At 67.5% G+C, this 18,423-nt stretch carries 14 protein-coding genes and 1 riboswitch; of the genes, 4 read left to right on the forward strand and 10 right to left on the reverse strand.

The genetic code is table 11. From position 1 onward, the window contains the following. Positions 1–50: 50 nt before the first annotated feature. From AC6CH2_RS13945 to hslO, 3 genes are all read right to left on the reverse strand, one after another. Positions 51–3,002, reverse strand: a complete 2,952-nt coding sequence (locus AC6CH2_RS13945; protein WP_498269747.1) for a TonB-dependent receptor — start codon at positions 3,000–3,002, stop codon at positions 51–53. Between the two features lie 515 nt (positions 3,003–3,517). Beyond that, entirely contained in the window at positions 3,518–4,378 is an 861-nt protein-coding gene (locus AC6CH2_RS13950) for an XOO1806 family protein (RefSeq protein WP_498269748.1), read from the reverse strand. Between the two features lie 135 nt (positions 4,379–4,513). After that, positions 4,514–5,431, reverse strand: a complete 918-nt coding sequence (hslO, locus tag AC6CH2_RS13955; RefSeq protein WP_498269749.1) for an Hsp33 family molecular chaperone HslO — start codon at positions 5,429–5,431, stop codon at positions 4,514–4,516. A gap of 207 nt (positions 5,432–5,638) precedes the next feature. On the opposite strand from hslO, the gene mtgA reads away from it, so the two are divergent. The 4 genes from mtgA (at position 5,639) to AC6CH2_RS13975 (ending at position 8,712) form a co-directional block, all read left to right on the forward strand. Then, positions 5,639–6,388: a monofunctional biosynthetic peptidoglycan transglycosylase gene (gene mtgA, locus AC6CH2_RS13960; protein ID WP_435395038.1), complete on the forward strand. Its 750-nt coding sequence runs from the start codon at positions 5,639–5,641 to the stop codon at positions 6,386–6,388. Positions 6,389–6,515: 127 nt separating this feature from the next. Further along, positions 6,516–7,550, forward strand: a complete 1,035-nt coding sequence (locus tag AC6CH2_RS13965; protein WP_498269750.1) for a glycosyltransferase family 2 protein — start codon at positions 6,516–6,518, stop codon at positions 7,548–7,550. Next, positions 7,510–7,938, forward strand: a complete 429-nt coding sequence (locus AC6CH2_RS13970) for a CBS domain-containing protein (protein WP_498269751.1) — start codon at positions 7,510–7,512, stop codon at positions 7,936–7,938. The genes AC6CH2_RS13965 and AC6CH2_RS13970 overlap by 41 nt, the downstream gene beginning before the upstream one ends. Before the next feature lie 171 nt (positions 7,939–8,109). Continuing rightward, positions 8,110–8,712, forward strand: a complete 603-nt coding sequence (locus tag AC6CH2_RS13975) for a hypothetical protein (RefSeq protein ID WP_498269752.1) — start codon at positions 8,110–8,112, stop codon at positions 8,710–8,712. Positions 8,713–10,297: 1,585 nt separating this feature from the next. On the opposite strand, the gene AC6CH2_RS13980 is transcribed toward AC6CH2_RS13975, so the two are convergent. The 7 genes from AC6CH2_RS13980 to AC6CH2_RS14010 all read right to left on the reverse strand — a co-directional run bounded on the left by AC6CH2_RS13980 (position 10,298) and on the right by AC6CH2_RS14010 (position 18,144). Further along, positions 10,298–12,271 (reverse strand): AsmA family protein, encoded by a 1,974-nt coding sequence (locus AC6CH2_RS13980; RefSeq protein WP_498269753.1) that lies wholly within the window; start codon positions 12,269–12,271, stop codon positions 10,298–10,300. Positions 12,272–12,413: 142 nt separating this feature from the next. After that, a complete protein-coding gene (gene trhA / locus AC6CH2_RS13985) occupies positions 12,414–13,079 on the reverse strand; it encodes a PAQR family membrane homeostasis protein TrhA (RefSeq protein ID WP_498269754.1) in 666 nt (221 codons plus the stop codon). 218 nt (positions 13,080–13,297) lie between these two features. Next, complete coding sequence (locus tag AC6CH2_RS13990) at positions 13,298–13,537, reverse strand: hypothetical protein (RefSeq protein ID WP_498269755.1); 240 nt, start codon at positions 13,535–13,537, stop codon at positions 13,298–13,300. 405 nt (positions 13,538–13,942) lie between these two features. Further along, positions 13,943–14,206, reverse strand: a complete 264-nt coding sequence (locus tag AC6CH2_RS13995) for a hypothetical protein (protein ID WP_498269756.1) — start codon at positions 14,204–14,206, stop codon at positions 13,943–13,945. Between the two features lie 16 nt (positions 14,207–14,222). Further along, positions 14,223–15,827, reverse strand: a complete 1,605-nt coding sequence (locus AC6CH2_RS14000) for a peptide chain release factor 3 (protein ID WP_435395033.1) — start codon at positions 15,825–15,827, stop codon at positions 14,223–14,225. Between the two features lie 222 nt (positions 15,828–16,049). Beyond that, positions 16,050–16,976 carry a peptidoglycan DD-metalloendopeptidase family protein gene (locus AC6CH2_RS14005; RefSeq protein ID WP_435395034.1) on the reverse strand — a complete coding sequence of 309 codons (927 nt, stop codon included), beginning with the start codon at positions 16,974–16,976 and terminating at the stop codon, positions 16,050–16,052. A 67-nt stretch (positions 16,977–17,043) separates the two neighbouring features. Further along, on the reverse strand, positions 17,044–18,144 hold the full coding sequence (locus AC6CH2_RS14010) for a phytase (protein ID WP_498269757.1): 1,101 nt from the start codon (positions 18,142–18,144) through the stop codon (positions 17,044–17,046). A 128-nt stretch (positions 18,145–18,272) separates the two neighbouring features. Beyond that, a riboswitch (SAM riboswitch) is annotated at positions 18,273–18,393 on the forward strand. The last annotated feature ends 30 nt before the right edge of the window (positions 18,394–18,423 follow it).

The following is an 18,423-nucleotide window of genomic DNA, read 5'->3' on the forward strand; positions in this document are numbered from 1 at the left end:
AAACGGCCTCCCGAAGGAGGCCGTTCCGGTGTTGCGGCAACGCGTGTTGCTTAGAAGCGCTGCTGGTACTTCATGTACACGAAGCGACCGATGTCGAACTGGCCCTGGTAGGACACGTTCGCGCTCGGCTGGCTGTACACGGTCGGGCCGACGTGATCGAACACGTTGTTGGCGCCCAGCGCGACAGTCGCATTCCACGGGGTCGCGAAGCGGACTTCGAGGTCGTGGAAGGTGTTGGAGCCCAGCTTGTTGGTCGGACGGGTCTGAGCCGGGTTGGCGGCGCGGAAGGTCGGGTTGTCGCACTCGCTCGGGAAGAGCGTGGCCGACAAGCAGGTTTCCTTCATCGAGGAGTAGTAGCGAGCACCCCAGGTTGCGCTGACCGGACCCTTCTCCCAGCTCAGGCTGGCGTTCGAACGGACACGGAACGTGCCGATGAAGCCCGGCGACGTCGCGTAGCCGACCAGCTGCTGCGGCAGGGTGGTCGGGTTGGTGTCGGTCTTGATCTCATCCTGGACGGTGTAGGTCGTCTGCCAGTTCAGGTTGAAGTTGCCGACCTGCGTGGGCAGGCGGTAATTCAACTCGAAGTCGTAGCCTTCGGTCTCGCGGTAGCCGGCGTTGATGCTGGTGAAGTTCAGGCTGTTGACGTAGCCCAGGACCGGATCGCGGGTGAAGCCGGCGCAACGCGCAGCGTCGTTCTGCAGGTAGCAGTCGTTGAGCATCTGCGTCGGCGTGTCGGCGACGATGGTGTCTTCGATCTTGATGGTCCACCAGTCGAGGCTGACGTTCAGGCCTTCGACGAAGCCCGGGCTCCAGACCAGACCCAGGGTCTTCGACTCCGAGGTTTCCGGAATCAGGTTCGGGTTCGAACCGGAGAAGAACGCCACCGGCGTCTGCGCATTGGTGCCGGTCGCCGGGACGAAGCCCTGCTGCAGCTGACGGAAAGCCGCCGCATTGACGATGTCGGCCGAGCAACGCGCGTTGCCGCGAGCGGCACCGAAGGTCGTGTCGCAGGGATCGGTGAAGAACGAGAAGGTCTGCGAGCCGCCACCGTACAGATCGTTGATGGTCGGAGCGCGGAAGCCTTCAGCCCAGGTGCCGCGGACCAGCAACGAGTCGATCGGCTTCCACTTGAAGCCGAACTTGTTGTTGACCGTGTCGCCGAAGGTGTCGTAGTCCGAATAACGGCTGGCGACGCTGAAGCTCAGTTCCTTGGCGCCCGGCAGATCGGCGAGCAGCGGGATCGCGAGCTCGACGAAGAACTCGTCGACCTTGTACGAACCCTGGGTCGGACCGCCGGCGAGGGTGGTCGAGTTGCCGGTCACGGCCTGCGCGTCGGGGATGAAGCGACCTTCTTCCTTGCGGTGTTCATAGCCGACCGCGAAGCCCATGTCGCCGCCCGGCAGGGCGAACAACGAGCCGGCGAGGTTGGCGCTGTACACGCTGGTTTCGGTCTCGCCGCTGGAGTTCAGGCGCTGGAACAGGAAGTCCTGCAGGGCCTGGTTGCCGGTGAGACCGCCGTCGCCGGTGCGGCCGAACGGGATGTACGGATTCCACGGCACGCACTGGGTCAGCGGGATCGGGCTGGCGGCCGTGCCGCACTGGACCACGCCATTGGCGTTGAGGAACGACGGGCCCACCGCTTGCTTGGTGCGCTCGATGTTCAGGTTGCCGTAGTTTTCCTGGGTGACCTTGTTGTTGTTGTACAGGTAGCCCACGTCCCAATCGAAGGTGCGCTCGCCCAGATCGAAGTTGCCTTCGAGGCCGGCGGCGAAACGCCAGGTGGTCGAGGTGGGCTTGTCGGTGCGCGGCACTTCCCAGGTACGACGCCAGAAGTTCACGTCCTGCGGGGTGGCGAAGCCGTGGTGGGAGCCGACCGGGTTGTAGTAGCTGTCGCGCGACATGCGGAAGCCGCCCGGGACGGGACCGGCCGACGCGCTCTGGAACGGATAGCCGGCGACCTGACGCTCGGCATCGCGCGACGAGTACAGGATGTCGCTGCGGAAGCGCAGCTTGTCGTTGATGTCGAACACGCCGTTGACGAACAGCGAGCGGCTTTCCAACGGCGTACGCAGGTGCGTCTGCAGGTTGGTGTTGCTCTTGTCGATCGTCGAACCGTTCGGATCGGCAGCGGTGCCGCCGGTGTTCGCGTTCTGCGCGTGGTAGTTGGCGATGTTGCGGTAGTCGGCGCCGGCGTTGAGCACGCGGTTGCCGCCGAGCGCGGCCGGCAGGTTGATCACGCCCCATTGGCTGACCGTGGTCCAGCCGCGGGTCGGATGCATCGGGCCCTGCGGATAAGCCGAGAATTCGCGGTCGCCCGAGAACACGGCTTCTTCCTTGCGGTATTCGACGGCGGCGGTCAGCGAACCGCGGTCGCCGGTGAAACCGAGGACGAAGTCGGCGCGGGTGGTTTCGCCGTCGCCCTCGCTGTACTGGCCGTAGTAGGCGTTGGCGGTGGCGCCTTCGAAGTTGGTGCGGGTGATGATGTTGACCACGCCGGCGATGGCGTCGGAGCCGTAGATCGACGAGGCGCCGTCCTTCAGCACTTCGATGCGCTCGACCGCAGCGGTCGGGATCAGCGAGACGTCCTGCAGACCGCTGGTGCTGATGCCCAGGCGCTTGCCGTTGACCAGGATCAGGGTGCGGGTGGCGCCGAGGTTACGCATGCTGATGAACTGGCCGCCGACGTTTTCGCCGGCCGACAGCGGCATCGCGCGGCTGATCGCCGGTGCGCCGACTGCAGAGATGTTCTGCAGGATTTCGGCGACCGACTGGAAGCCTTGCTTTTCGATATCCGCGCGGGTGATCGACAGAACCGGCTGAGCGGTTTCGAGATCGACCTGACGGATGCGCGAACCGGTGACCTCGATGCGATCGAGGGTGGTCGCTTCCTTCTGGGCGGGGGCGCTCGCGTCCTGCGCGCCGGCGGCACCTGCGAGGGCCGTCGAGCCCACTGCGAGCGCGAAGGTGATCGCGTCGCGGAGCTTGGTGGTTTTAAAAGTCATTCTCTCTCTCCGAATCGGTCTGGTGTACCCGTGTATCCCGCCGGAGGAGTCAAATCAGACGCCAAGGCCGGCAAGGTTCGCCGATCCTAACCGCGCCTTCGGAAAAATTAAAGTGTCGTTAAGCGTCTATTTGTGACGTATGCGGCGCGAGGGCTGTGAGCCAGTCTCCACCGTACTTTCGCGTATTTTTTCTGGGAACGGCCGTCACGTCGGCTAATGTGCCTATTCAGCTAGCTGAGCGGCCGGCTGAGGTGGGGCAGAGGCCGAGCGCCGGGCGCGGCCAGGAGCGAGGCCGATGCCGATAAATCGAGGCCCGGCGCTCGAAAAGCCGATCACGGGCAATCGATTGTGTTGCCCCGGGCGCGCAAACGGCGTCGGCCGCATAGCCGGAACGCAGCCGATGCGCAGCATATTGCGAGCTTCGCAGCCGTCATGGCCGGGCGCTTGAGGCGTTTGAGAGGTAAGGCCGCGAGGCATCGCCCCGGGTGGATCGCGCGTCCCGGGCCGAAACCCGATCAGAGATCCTGCTCGTAACGGACGTAGGGCACGGTGCCTTCGTCCTTTTCGCCGTTGCCGGGGGCGAACGGATTCTTGCCGCGCGTAACGACGTTTTCGGCGCCGACGGTGAGCTGGCCGCTCCACGGCGTGCGCCAGGTCAGGCCGACGCCAAGGCCTTCCCATTGGCCAGGGCCGGGGGTGTCGACGACGCGGCCGATGATGTTGGCGCCGAAGTTGCCGATGCCGGCACCGAGGGTCAGGCTCTTGCTGCTCCAGCGATCGGCGAGGCCCGGCATTTCGCCGGCCGGGATCAGGCGCGCGCGCGCGCGGGTGCCGCCGATCGAGACCATCGCATAACCGCTGCCGATGTCTTTCTGGCCGTAAACGGTCAGGGTGTTCTGTTCGACCCGGCTGGGTCGGCTGTTCGGGCTCAGCCAAGCCGGCATGGTGTCGCGGCCGGTACCGACGGAGACGCCGACGCGTCCACCAGGACGGCTGATGCTGGCACCGGCGGTCACTTGGCGACTGTCGTTGCGCGCATCGTCGTCGAGGCTGGCGAGCAGGCAGTGATTGGCGAGGTTGCCGACCACGCCGGCCAGGCCGGTCTTGCGATCGCAGACCAGGCCGAGGCCGTCGCCGGCTTCCAGGCCGAGCGTCGCATCGAAGATGTTGCTGCCGGCTTTCCAGCGTGCGCCGGCTACCTGATTGCTCGCGGGCTCCAACTGCAGCAGGTATTCCAGCTTGCCGTTGTTCTGGTTCCAGACCGGCAGATAAGTGGGCTCCGCACGCTTGCCCGGCAGCGCCTGCGCATGCGCGCCCGCAGCCACGCCAAAGGCGAGCGACAGGACGAGCGGCAATTGGCGCAGGTGCTTGAGCATGGATTCTTTAGGTGTGCAGACCGTCGTTATGACCGAGTGAAGCCGGCCAAGTTCCCCATTTCTTGCCGCCCGACTATAGCCGGTTTATGTTTATTTAACAATCGGGACGATGTCTCAAATCCGACCGATGCGCCCTCACTGTAGCCGGTCGGGAGCCTCTATTTCGTGGCCTGCGGCGGCAAACAGGCCGGCAATTTGGTTGCGGTCGAAACCATAGCGCTGGCCGCAGAACTCGCAGCGGATCTCGGCTTCGCCGTCGGCCGCGGCCGCCTCGGCTTCTTCCCGGCCGAGCGAGACCAGCATGGCCTCGACCCGCTCCCGGGAGCACGAGCAGGCGAAGCCCAGCGGCTTGCCGCCGAGCAGTTGGATACCGTCCTCGTGGAACAGCCGGGTCAGCAGGGTGTCGGTCGGCAGCTCGAGCAACTCGGCGGCGGTGAGGGTGTCGAACAGGGCGCCGGCCCGTACCCAGCCGTCGTCGTCGCCTTCGTCGCCGGGCAGCTTCTGCAGCATCAGGCCGGCGGCCTGCCGTTCGTCGGCGGCCAGCAGCAAGCGGGTCGGCAGCTGCTCGGACTGGCGGAAATACCCCTCGAACGCGCCGGCCAGCGAATCGGACTCCAACCCGACCAGGCCCTGGTAGCGGACCGGTTCGCGGCCGTGCAGGCCCGGGTTCTCGATGGTGATGGCGAGCATCGCGTCCGGCCCCATGGTCCGCAGGTCGCGCGATACCTCGCCGGCATCCTCGTCGAGCTGGGCGATGCCGCGCAGGGTGCCGGCGGCGGTGCATTCGGCGAACAAGGTGCGCAGCGCGCCGTTGCCGCGCAGTTGCACCGACAGCCGGCCGTCGACCTTGGCGTGGCCGGTGAACAACGCCGCAGCCGCGGCCGCCTCGCCGAGCAGCTCGGCCGCGGCGGCCGGGTAGTCGGAGCGTTCGCGGATCTGCCGCCAGGTATCGTGCAGATGGACGCGCACGCCGCGGACGCCGGCCCCTTCGATCAAAAAGCGGGTCAGGCGGTCGCGGTCGTCGGGCTGGGCGGCGGGGCGGGCTTCGGTCATCGTCGTACTCTCGGTCGCGCGGATCGTGCGGTTATGCGAATGCGGGACGCCGCATCGCGGATAATGCGCGGGGTCCTGTGAAGGGGGGAGGGAAAGCATGCCGATGCGTTCGGAGCGAATTTCAGCAGTGCCGGCATATGGGCGCTCGCGCGGCCACGGGGCAAGAGTGGGGACGGAGGCGATGCGGTGCAAGGCTTGACCGAGCGTGTGTCCTCGCCCGCCGCAGGCGAGCCGGCCGCGCCGGCGCCGCGCCCGCGGCGTCTGCGCCGCTGGCTGCGCTGGCTGATCGCCCTGCCGTTCCTGTTCGTGCTGGCCTCGGTGCTGCAGGTCGCGACCCTGCGCTTCGTCGACCCGCCGTTCTCGGCGTTCATGATGATCCGCCAGCTCGAAGCCTGGGGCTCGGGCGATTTCGGCTTTCGTCTTGCCCACGATTGGCGCGACCTCGAAGAGATGTCCTCGAACGTGCCGGTCGCGCTGGTGGCCTCGGAAGACCAGAATTTCGCCGAGCATTTCGGCTTCGACCTCAAGGCGATCGAGAAGGCGCGCAAGAACAATGCGCGCGGCCGCAAGGTCCGCGGCGGCAGCACGATCAGCCAGCAGACCGCGAAGAACCTGTTCCTGTGGAGCGGCCGCAGTTGGATCCGCAAGGGCGTCGAGGCCTGGTACACCCTGCTGATCGAATCGATGTGGTCCAAGCACCGGATCATCGAGATGTACGCCAACTTCGCCGAGTTCGGCGACGGCGTGTACGGCGCCCAGGCGGCGGCGCGCACTTATTACCGCAAGGACGCGCGCCAGCTCGGCGCGGCCGAGGCCGCGCGCATGGCCGCGGTGCTGCCGAATCCCAAGCGCTACAGCATTTCCCGGCCCGGCCCCTACGTGCAGCGCCGCGCCGGCGCGATCCAGCGGCAGATGCGCTCGATCGGCGGCAACGGGTATCTGAAGCAGATCGACTGAGCCGGGGCGGGCCAGGCGATTCGGGCCAACAGGCCGGGACGGGCGCCGCACCGCGGCACGGCCCGAGCTCGCGGCGCCGAGCGGCGATCACATCGGCGCGGCCGGCGTCGCCGCTACTATGTCGGGCATGAATCGCGATCTAATCACCGTCGTCCTGGCCGCCTTCGACGAGGCGCCGAGCTTGCCGCTGCTGCAGCCGCGCATCGCCGCGGCCCTGGATGCGCTGGCCGCGCAAGGCGTCGACGGGCGAGTGCTGTACATCGACGACGGCAGCCGCGACCGCACCTGGGAAATCCTGCAAGGCATCGCCGCGGCCGATCCGCGGGTCGCCTTGCTGCGGCTGTCGCGCAATTTCGGCAAGGAAGCGGCCTTGACCGCGGGCCTGGACCGGGTCGAGCAGGGCGCCGCCCTGATCCTCGATGCCGACGGCCAGGATCCGCCGGAACTGATCCCGCAGTTCGTCGCCAAGTGGCGCGAAGGCTACGACGACGTCTACGGTACGCGCCTGGAGCGCGAGGGCGAGGGTTGGTTCAAGCGCGCCACCGCGCACGCTTTCTATCGGGTGATCGGGCGGCTCTCGCGCACCCCGATCCCGGCCGACACCGGCGACTTCCGCCTGCTGTCGCCGCGCGCGCTCGACGCGTTGCGGCAATTGCGCGAACGCCACCGCTTCATGAAAGGCCTGTTCGGCTGGGTCGGCTACAACCGCATCGCCTTGCCCTATCACCGCGAAGCGCGCGTGGCCGGGGCCAGCAAGTTCAACCTGTGGCGGCTGTGGAACCTGGCCCTCGAAGGCATCACCAGCTTCTCGACCGCGCCGCTGCGCCTGGCGACGTACCTGGGCCTGGCGACGGCGCTGGTGGCGTTCGCGTTCGGCGCCAAGGTGGTGCTCAAAGCGTTGCTGTTCGGCGACCAGGTCCAGGGTTGGCCGACGATGATGGCGGTGATCCTGTTCCTGGGAGGTGTGCAGTTGATCGCACTGGGCCTGATCGGCGAATACCTGGGCCGGCTGTACGAGGAATCGAAACAGCGCCCGCTTTACCTCATCGACACCTGGCAGCCCGCGCCAGGAGTATCCTCGGACCAGACACGGTTTCCCCAGCTCGCGGAAGGAGACAGTCATGCGCACCGTAAGACAGCTGTTGGAGGCGAAAGCGCCTGAGATCCATGCGATCGGTCCCGACGCGCCGGTGATCGACGCCATCCGGCTGATGGCCGAGAAACGCATCGGCGCGGTACTGGTGATGGACGGCGCGCAGTTGGCCGGGATCCTGTCCGAGCGCGATTACGCCCGCAAGATCGTATTGCAGGGCCGCTCCTCCGCCGATACCCCGGTGCGCGCGATCATGACCGCCGAAGTGGTGGTGGTCGGGCTCGGCGACAGCGCCGACCATTGCATGCAACTGGTGACCGACCGGCGCATCCGCCATCTGCCGGTGGTCGAATCGGGCCGGGTCGTCGGCGTGGTCTCGATCGGCGACCTGGTCAAGGCGGTGATCGAGGACCAACAGGTCGAACTGGATCAGCTGCAGCGTTACATCGCCAGTTGAGAGCGGTGCCGATGAAAGCGGCGCCGATGAGAGCGGCGCCAGTCAGGGCATGGCAGGCGAGGCCGCGCCGCCTGGCGTCGCAGGCGGCACACGCGCGGCGATCCGTTCTCGCAGGAAACAGGCACGCGATGGGATGATGGCCGTCCTGCGTCATTCCCGTGAAGGATCACCATGAGCCGATTCCGCGCCACCGCCTTGCGCCTGTCCCTTGCCTTCGTCGCCGCCGTAGCGATGGCCGGATGCGCCGCCTCGTCCGACCCGCCTGCCGGGGCCGCGCAAACACCGGCCAAGGGCGTCGCTGCGAAGCCGGCGCCCCCGCCGCAGCGCCCGGCGAAGGTATCGGTCGCGGACGACGGCAAGCGCATCGACGTGGCGACCGCGGTGCTCGATTTTCCGATCGAAGCGGACGACGTGTTCGCTGGCCGGGCCCCGCGCATCGACCGGGTCGCGATCCTGGGGCAGGAGGATCGCGGCGAACGTTTCGATCTGTTGCTGCGCATCGAAGGGCCGAGCGACCCGAAGGCCGAAGGCGGACGCTGCCGTGAAGGGCGTGAGATCGTATTGCGCGAGATTTCCTTCGACGGCCACGACAACATGGTCACCGGCTCGCAGAGCTTCGAATCCTGTCTGGAGCGGATCCGCCCGGTCGCGGAGCGCCGTTTTCCCGACGGGCGAGTCGAGTACGACCTCAAGCGGACCTACCCCGCAGGGGATACCTGGGACGTGCACCTCGAGTACGACCTAGCCCATCCGGGGGCGGGGGTGACGATGTAGGGCGCCGAGACGTAGGACGCAGCGGGCGGCGGCGCGGTCGCGACTTGCGTCGCTCCTGTCCGAGAGCGAACGCATCGGCCTGGCGCATAAACCTTGCCCTGTAGGAGCGACGTGAGTCCCGAGCGCGGAACGCGCAGAGACGGCAGGGCCGTCGTCCTTTGTCGAAGCGGCGTGCCTTCGCCAGGGTAGGAGCGGCGCAAGCCGCGACCGCCATGTCCCAATGTCGCGTCGTCTTCGGGTGTATCCCTGTAGGAGCGACGTGAGTCGCGACCGCGGAACGCGCAGACACGGCAAGGCGGTCGTCCTTTGTCGAAGCGGCGTGCCTTCGCCAGGGTAGGAGCGGCGCAAGCCGCGACCGCCATGTCCCAATATCGCATCGTCTTCGGGTGTGTCCCTGTAGGAGCGACGTGAGTCGCGACCGCGGAACGCGCAGACACGGCAAGGCGGTCGTCCTTTGTCGAAGCGGCGTGCCTTCGCCAGGGTAGGAGCGGCGCGAGCCGCGACCGCCATGTCCCAATATCGCATCGTCTTCGGGTGTGCCCCTGTAGGAGCGACGTGAGTCGCGACCGCGGAACGCGCAGACATGGCAGGGCCGTCGTCCTTTGTCGAAGCGGCGTGCCTTCGCCAGGGTAGGAGCGGCGCAAGCCGCGACCGCCATGTCCCAATGTCGCGTCGTCTTCGGGTGTGTCCCTGTAGGAGCGACGTGAGTCGCGACCGCGGAACGCGCAGACACGGCAGGGCCGTCGTCCTTTGTCGAAGCGGCGTGCCTTCGCCAGGGTAGGAGCGGCGTAAGCCGCGACCGCCATGTCCCAATGTCGCGTCGTCTTCGGGTGAGTCCCTGTAGGAGCGACGTGAGTCGCGACCGCGGAACGCGCAGGTGCGGCAGGGCCGTCGTCCTTTGTCGAAGCGGCGTGCTTTCGCCAGGGCGGCGCAAGCCGCGACCGCCATGCCCCAATGTCGCGTCCTCTTCGGGTGAGTCCCTGTAGGAGCGACGTGAGTCGCGACCGCGGAACGCACAGACACGGCAGGGCCGTCGTCCTTTATCGAAGCGGCGTGCGTTCGCCAGGGTAGGAGCGGCGCATGCCGCGACATCGTTGCGACGGTCTCGCGGCGCTTTTCTCGTGGGAAGATCAAGATCAAGATCAAACCCAAAGCTTCCGCCACTAAAGCGGCGGGTTACTTTCTTTTGTCCAAAGCAACAAAAGAAAGCTAACCAAAGAAAAATGCTTTGTTTTGAATCAAGGGCCCGCGCGTTCGATGCATCCGCGGGGATTTTTCATACGGGACCTCCTTGTCCCGATGAAAAACGGCGCGCATCCCTGCGCGCCGCCCTCCGGGTCTTCTTTAGCCGTCGCTAGTGCCAGGCTACGCATGGCAACCGCAACCGCAACCGCAACCGCAACGGCAACGGCAACCGCAACAACAGCGTCAGCGACATCAACAGTCACAACGGCGGTGACTTCGACGCTTGCGGTCAATCTGGATGTGGCAGAGGGGGTAACAGCGACGGCGATACGGCAACCGTTACTGGCACAGCGGCAGCCTTAGGCGGCTTGGCCGGGTGGTGCGTAAGAACCCACGTCGCTCAATTCACCACGTGCGCCGCGCACCCGGCATCCTTGCCCGGGCCGAGTTCGATCGTGGCCAGCAGGGCGGCGGGCGGGGCGATGCTGCCCAGCGCCACGGCGACGGCGCCGCGCAGGCCCAGGCGCTTGAAGTCGGGGCGGGCGTTGGGTTGCTTGAAGGTGCCGGTGACGGTCAGGGGGGTGCGCAGGGCGAACAGGCTGCGGTCTTTCGGGCGCGGGCGGATCAGCAGGTCGAGTCGCTCGTCGCCGAGGTCGATGGTGCCGCTGCCGACCAGGATGGTGTCGCTGGTGTCGAAGGCCAGCGAACGCGCGGTCATGACGCCGTCGGCGACGGCGAAATCGCCGAAGGCGCAACGGATCGGGATCTTGCGGTCGTGGGTCAGCTTGAACTTGAGGATCTCGGCCAGGTCGAGCCCGGCGAATTCCATCAGCAGGTTGCTGATCTGGCCCTGGCCCATGCCGACCGCGACGTCGCCGTCGCTGGTCGCGAGCATGCTCGCGACCGAATTGCCGTTGCCGGTCAGGGCGATGCGGCCGCCGACCTTGCCGACCGCGTCCTGGGCCAGTTTCACCTTGGGCAGCAGCTTGGCCAGGGTCAGTTTGCGCGCGGTGATCTCGGCGCGGGTGCGGATCGGCGACCGGCGTGCGTCCATGCTGACGACCGAGCGGATGTCGCCGTCGGCGACGCCGAAGTTGAGCGGGTCGAGTTTCAACAGGCCGTTTTCGAGCAGCAGGTGCGCCTGCATGTCCTCGATCGGCCAGCCCGGCGCGTTGATGCGAGCGGCCTTGAGTTTCACGTCCGCATCCATCGCCCGCAGTTTGTCGAGCCGGTACGGCGTGTCCGGCAACAGCTTCGCGCTGGCATCCAGGCGCGCATGTTCGGCGGCGAGTTCGGGGTTGGTGCTTTCGCCGCGCCCGGTCTGAGGCGGCGCGCCGACGAAGCCGGCCAGATCGTCCATGTCGAGGCGCTTGGACACCAGGTCGGCGCGCAGATACGGCCGCGCGCCGCCGGTGTCGACGCTGGCACTGCCGGCGAGATCGCTGTCGCCGACCTTGCCGGTGAATCGGTCGTAGTTCCAGCGCCCGCCGTCGCGGCCCAGGCGCCCGTCGAGCGCATAAGGCGGGGTCGGCGGAAGCGCGATGCCGAGCAGCGGATACAGGTCGGCGAGGTTCTTGCCGGCCAGGGCGAGCTGCAGCTCGAAGTCGCCCAGATGGAAGGGGTCGACCAGTTCGCCGCGGGCGTGCGCGCGGGTGGCGCCGGCCACGGCGCGCAGGTTCATCCGATACGGACGTTGCGCGTCGCGCAGCTCCAGCGGCGATTCGGCCCGGCCTTCGAGGGTGAAGCGATTGTTCTTCCAACGCCCGCCGCCTTCGACCTCGACCGGCGGCGCGGCGTCCTCGCGCCGCGCCTCGCGGCTGGCGACGGCCAGGTCGATGTCGGTCTTGCCGGCGGCGTCGAGAAACCGCAAGCGCCCGTCGTCGATCCAGATGCGGCGGAACACCGGCAGCTCGCCGCCGCCGTCGCGCCCGAATTTCCAGTTGCCGCCGTGCTTGGGGTCGGTCTGCAGATTCAGCTGCGGACGGGTCAGGCGGATGTCGGGGATGCGCACTTCGCCCTTGAGCAGCGGCCAGAATTCGACCGCCAGTTCCAGGCGCTGCGCCGAAGCCATCAGCGGCTGTTGGGCCCAGTCGGCATTGGCGAAACTCAAGCCGTCGGCGCGGATCACCGGCACGCGCCCGAGATCGACGTCGAGGTCGCCGGCGATCTCAAGGCGTCGGCCGGTGCGCGCCTCGACCTGGCGTTCGATCGGGCCCTTGAACCAGTTCCAGTCCCACAGCCACAGCAAGGCGGCGATGCCGAGGGCCAGCAACGCCAATGCGGCGCGCCAGGGATGGCGACGCAGACTCGTCCGCCAAGTCGAAGAATCGGCAGGGGCGGACGCAGATACGGGAGGAGTGGGAGACGCGCTCATTGCATCAAGCGCGGAGGCCGATCATGCCGGCGATGCGTTCGCCATCGGCCCGCGCGGCGGGACCTGTTCGCTACGATGCCCTCACCATTGCGGCAGGCCGGTAAAGCGAAGGTGAATACGCCGTGGACGCGGCGTGCGGTGTTCAGGCCGGCGAGGGGACGACCTGGGCGAACACCGAGATGTAATGGCAGACGCTGCCGGCGACCACGAACAGGTGCCAGATCGCGTGCGAATAGCGCAGCGAGGGCCGGTGATAGAACACCGTGCCGAGCGTGTAGCACAGGCCGCCGGCCAGCAGCCAGCTCAGGGTCCAGGCATCGAGGGCGTTGAGCAGCGGCTTGATCGCGACCAGCACCAGCCAGCCCATCGCGATGTAGATCATCGTCGACAGCAGCTTGAAGCGGCCGGTGTAGAACAGCTTGAACACGATGCCGGCGAAGGCCAGGCCCCAGATCGCCGCGAACAGGCCCCAGCCCCATGGGCCGCGCAGGCCGATCAGGGTGAAGGGCGTGTAGGTGCCGGCGATCAACAGATAGATCGCGCAGTGGTCGAAGACCTTGAGCCGGCCCTTGAGCACGGGATGCTGGATCGCGTGGTACAGGGTCGAGGCCAGATACAGCAGCAGCAGGCTGATTCCGAACACGATCGCGCTGCCGAGTTGCCAGGCGTCGCCGTAGATCGCGGTCAGGGTGATCATGACGGCGCCGCCGGCCAAGGCCGCGGTGGCGCCGAGACCGTGGGTCAGTGCGTTGGCGATCTCTTCGCGGATCGAGTGTTCGCCGTGAGCGGGGGCATGGGCGAGTGGCATGGTTCCGGCATCCTAGCGCGGTCTGGGGCAAATGCCCGCAGTCAGGATGAAAGGACAGGGACGGTAAGGTGCCGGCGGTCCGGTTTCGCGACCCGGGTCACGGGCGCGGGGAGGGGCCAGAACGCCCGCGGCCTGCAGGAGACGCAAGCCTGGAGGCCGGCGCAGGGCGAGCGACCCGGCCGAGGCGGTTGGGCCCCGGGCCGGATCGCGGCGGCGGCTCAGGCCGCCGGGACGGCCGCCATCTGGCTCATCGACGGCATGCCGACGATCAGCAGGACGAAGCCGACGATGTAGATGATCAGCGGAATCTTGTTCTGGGCGAAGTTCATGACCGCGAATATCACCGCCACGAACGGGATCAGCAGCGAACCCAGTCCCCACCAGATGCTCTTGCGAAACGCGTTGACGACGATCCACAGACCGCCGATCAGGCACAACACGATGCCCAAGTAATACATACGTCCCCCTCCTGGTTGATGCCGGCTCGAGTGGCCGGCCGGCCGATCCTAGTCGATGCTGCCGCGCAGCATCGGCGAAACGCGAAGAACGGCGCAGTCCGGTGAGGGGCCTCGGACCGCAGGACAGGGCGACAGCGAGCGACGGCGCGATGCGTGGGCCGGATATCCACACGGCGCCGGTCGACGCTTATCCGGGTCAGTTCAAGCGGCGCACCCGCAGCAGCCGGCGTTGGATCTTGTGCAGGCGGTCGAATCGGTATTCCTCGACTTCGATCAACACCCCTGTCTTAGCCGAGCGCCTCGCGCATCGCGTAGAGGCGGCCGTTGCCCTCGGAGGCGAACCAGCGCTCGCCGTCGCGCACGACTTGATCTGCGAGACCGCAGGGACGATGTCGTTCAACATCGTCAGGTCCAGTCCCCGCGAGCAGGCACGTCCTCGCGTCGCGCCCGCAGCGCCCGAGCCCGCGCGCGGGTGGCCTGCAGCGCCGAGTCGCGGTCGATGCGGTGGATCGGATGCAGGGCATGCAGCGGCGCCACCGCCTGGGCCTTGCCGCTGCGCAGGCGAGGGATGTCCAGCACCGCCTTGACCGGATAGGCGTCCTTGCAGTCGAGCGCGGCGACTTCGCTGCGCTTGCTCAGCAACGCGTGTTCGGCAAATGCCGCCACCATCGCCGCAGCGCCTGCATCAATCGAGCGCCACTGCGTGCGCGTGTTCGCGGGTGGCGAGGAATTCGACGCCGGGCGCGCGTTCCTGGGCCAGTTGCAGGTTGACCCGGGTCGGCGCGAGATAGACCAACTGCCCGGCGGCGTCGACCGACAGGTTCAGCGCGTTCTTGTCGCGGAACTCTTCGAGCTTCTTGGCGTCGTTGCAGCGGATCCAGCGCGCGGTCGCCACGCCGACCTGTTCGAAACTCGCGTCCACGCCGTACTCGTCCTTGAGGCGGTAGGCGACGACGTCGAACTGCAGCACGCCGACCGCGCCGAGGATCAGGTCGTTGCTCATCAGCGGGCGGAAGAACTGGGTCGCGCCTTCCTCCGACAACTGCGCCAGGCCCTTCTGCAACTGCTTGAGCTTGAGCGGATCGCGCAGGCGCGCGCGGCGGAACAGTTCCGGGGCGAAGTTCGGGATGCCGGTGAACGACAGCGCTTCGCCTTCGCTGAAGCTGTCGCCGATCGAGATCGTGCCGTGGTTGTGGATGCCGATGACGTCGCCCGGGAACGCGCTTTCGGCGATTTCGCGGTCGCTGGCCATGAAGGTCAGGGCATTGGCGAGCTTCACTTCCTTGCCGGTGCGGGCATGGAAGGCCTTCATGCCGGCGCTGAACTTGCCCGAGCAGATGCGCATGAAGGCGACCCGGTCGCGGTGCTGCGGGTCCATGTTGGCCTGGATCTTGAATACGAAGCCGCTGAGCTTGTCTTCGGTCGGCTGCACTTCGCGGGTGGTGGTCTCGCGAGGCTTCGGCGCGGGGGCGTGCTCGATGAAGAAATCCAGCAGCAGCTGCACGCCGAAGTTGTTGACCGCCGAGCCGAAGAACACCGGGGTCTGCTCGCCGGCCAGGTACTTGGCCTTGTCGAACGGATGCGAGGCGCCTTCGACCAGTTCCAGCTCCTCGCGCAGTTCGGCCAGCATCGGCGCGCCGATGCGCGCTTCGAACGCGGGGTCGTCGATCGAGGCGTAGATGGTCGAGTCCTGGCGGGTGAAGTTGCGGCCTTGCTCGTACAGGTGCACCTCGCCGCTGAGCAGGTGGACCACGCCCTTGAGGCGCTGGCCCATGCCGATGGGCCAGGTGATCGGCGCGCACTGGATGCCGAGCACCGATTCGACTTCGTCGAGCAGCTCGATCGGGTTCTTGCCTTCGCGGTCGAGCTTGTTGATGAAGCTCATGATCGGCGTGTCGCGCAGGCGGCAGACCTCCATCAGCTTGATCGTGCGTTCCTCGACGCCCTTGGCGACGTCGATGACCATCAGCGCCGAGTCGACCGCGGTCAGCACGCGGTAAGTGTCCTCGCCGAAGTCGGCGTGGCCGGGGGTGTCGAGCAGGTTGACGATGCGGCCCTCGTAGGGGAACTGCATCACCGAGGAGGTGACCGAGATGCCGCGTTCCTTTTCCAGGGCCATCCAGTCCGAGGTGGCATGGCGCGCGGCCTTGCGGCCCTTGACCGAGCCGGCCATCTGGATGGCGCCGCCGAACAGCAACAGCTTTTCGGTCAACGTGGTCTTGCCGGCGTCGGGGTGCGAAATGATCGCGAACGTGCGGCGGCGGAGGGCTTCTTGGGAGACTTCGGACATGGGAACGGCGCGCCCGGGGCGCGTCGGGAGGCAAGAGGAAGGGCGGAAGTATACCCGGGCGGCGCGCCTGGGCCGGCGGGCGCCGGGCGATGGCCGGATCGCCGGGGCGGACTATCGGGGCCGAGCGGCGCGAGCCGCGACCGCAGGGCTGCCGCAGGTGGCGTCGCTGCGGGCGAGGGACGTGGCCGCGGCTCGCGCCGCTCTGCCCAGAACCGGCCGACCTCAGCGCGTGCCGCCGCTCAGGCGCAGCGGGCCTTGCGGGCCGCTCATGCGGAACGGGATCGATTCCAGCTTCATGCCGCGGTTGATCTGCACGGCGAAATGCAGGTGCGGGCCGGTGCTGAAGCCGGTGTTGCCGGACAGGCCGATCTGCTGGCCGGCGCGCACGCGCTGGCCGGTGCGCACCAGCACGCCGCCGTCGGCCTTGAGGTGGGCGTACAAGGCCATGCTGCCGTCGTCGTGGAGGATGCGGACGAAGTTGGCGCGGTCGCCGAACTTTTCCAGGTTGAGCCCGGCCTTGTCGAAATCGGACTCGACCTGCATGACCGAGCCGTCGCGTGCGGCCAGCACCGGGGTGCCGATGTCGGCGGCGAAATCGACCGCATAACGGTGTTCGGGTTCGGTGTGGCTGAAATGGCCGCCATAGCCCTGGTCGATGCGGAATTGCTGCTGCTGCAGCGGCAGCAGGTAGTCCACGTTTTGCGCGCGCGCGGCCGGGTCGCCCGGGGTGCTGCGCAGGCTCAGCTCGAAGTCGCCGCCGCGGGTCGGGTCCTGGGCGCTGAGCACCGCGACCACGGCGCTGCCGCGAGCGCCCACGGTGGCGAAGGCGGGCAGCGAGGGCGAGCCGGCGATGTTGTTGCTGTGGGTGAAATCCAGGCGGACCTCGATCGGCCCGGACAGGCTGTTGTCGGCCCAGGCCAGGTAGCGGTCGCCGTCCTGCTGCACGCGCAGGCGCGCGATCGCGCCGGGTTCGGCACGGAACGGGATGACCTGCACTTCCGAGGGCGGCGCGGCCCCGGGCGGGCGATCGCCGTAGTGGCTGATGCCGCTGCGGTCGGTCCAGCGGTAGAGCTTGGCGGCCTGCACTGCCGGGACGGCGAGCAGGCTGGTGCAAAGACAGGCGGCGATCAGGGCGGTAAGGCGCGGCATGGTCGGGTTCGTAGGGCGGCGTCGGTGCAGCGTGAGCGAGGTCTGGGCGGTGGCTAGGTCTGGAGGGTCAATTCAGGCAGCCGGACTGCAGTTGCAGGGAGCGGGCGATGTCGCCGAGGTCGAACGCAGTCACCGATCGATCGTCGTGCACCGCGTACAAGGCGCCGGTCGGGAATGCGCTCGTGCCGGCGGCGTGCAGGGCGATGCCGTCGGTGTGGGCGGTGACCTCGCCGCTGAAGCTGCCCTGCTGCATCAGGCTGACGCGGTCGAAGACGTGGAAGATCGTACGCGGCATCAGCTGGTCCACGGCGATCCAGTAGCCGGCGCCGTTCGGGCAGCTCCACAGGGCCACGCCCTCGGCCTGGGCGTCGAAGCTGCGGTCGGGCAGGCGGCGGCCGGTGTAGCGGCCGGCCAGAGTGTATTCGCGCAAGGTCGAGAGGCGGCGGGCGTCCTCGTCGGCGATCAGCAGGCGGTCGTTGGCGGGGTCGCCGGCGATCGACTCGACCACGCGCAGGGCGGCCTCCTCGCTGGTGTCGCCGAACGAACCGACATATTCGCTGCGCATCGCATCGCCGTCGTCGAAATGGATCTTGTAGCGGCGCACGCGCTGGTCGAGCTCGCTCAGCTCCGGCACCCGGTCGTGCTTGTCGCCGTACATGAAGCTGTCGGTGATGTAGGCCTCGAGTTCGCCGGGCGCGATCTCGTTGATCCACGCGCCATAGGGACTGCGCAATTCGGCGTCGCCGAAGCTGCCGAGCGGGACGAAGTCGGGCAGGCGCAGTACCTGGACGCGGTGGTTGTCGCGCTCGACCACGAACAGATGGTCGCCGAACACGGTCAGCCCGTTCGGGCGCTTGAACTGGCCGAGCGCCTGGCCTTTGCCGCCGACCGTGCGCAGACGCTGGCCGCTGCCGGCGTCGTAGACCGCCAGGCGATGGGTCGATTTGGCGCTGGCGATCAGCCAGGTGGCGCCGTCCTCGGTCGGCCAGGTGGCCAGCGAATCGAGTTCGTCCTCGGGGCTTTCGGCCGAGACGAAGCGTTCGGGCACGATCCGCACTCCGGCCCGACCGGCGCTGGTCGTGCGGGTTTCCGATTCCAGGACCGGGCGGGTGGCGCAGGCCGACAGCAGGACGGTGGCCAGGACGGCGGCAACGAGGCGGCTATTCATCATCCCAAGTGTATGCGCGGGCGGTGGCAACGGGGTGGCCACCGTGACGGTCGAGTGGGGCTACATGATAAATCGCTATATGCGGATGAAGCGATTGACACGTCTGCCGCCGGTCGGCAGACTGAGGCCATCCATCGAGACCGGCTGAGGGACAGGCCCTTAGAAGCCGGGGCAACCCAACGCGGCGCAAGCTGCGTGAAGGTGCCAATTCCTGCGGCCCGCCTCATGGCGTCGGTCGGAAGATGGTTGCGAAGTGCGCTTCCGGCGCACTTGCGACTT

The sequence above is a fragment of the Lysobacter sp. GQ73 genome, from assembly GCF_059758755.1.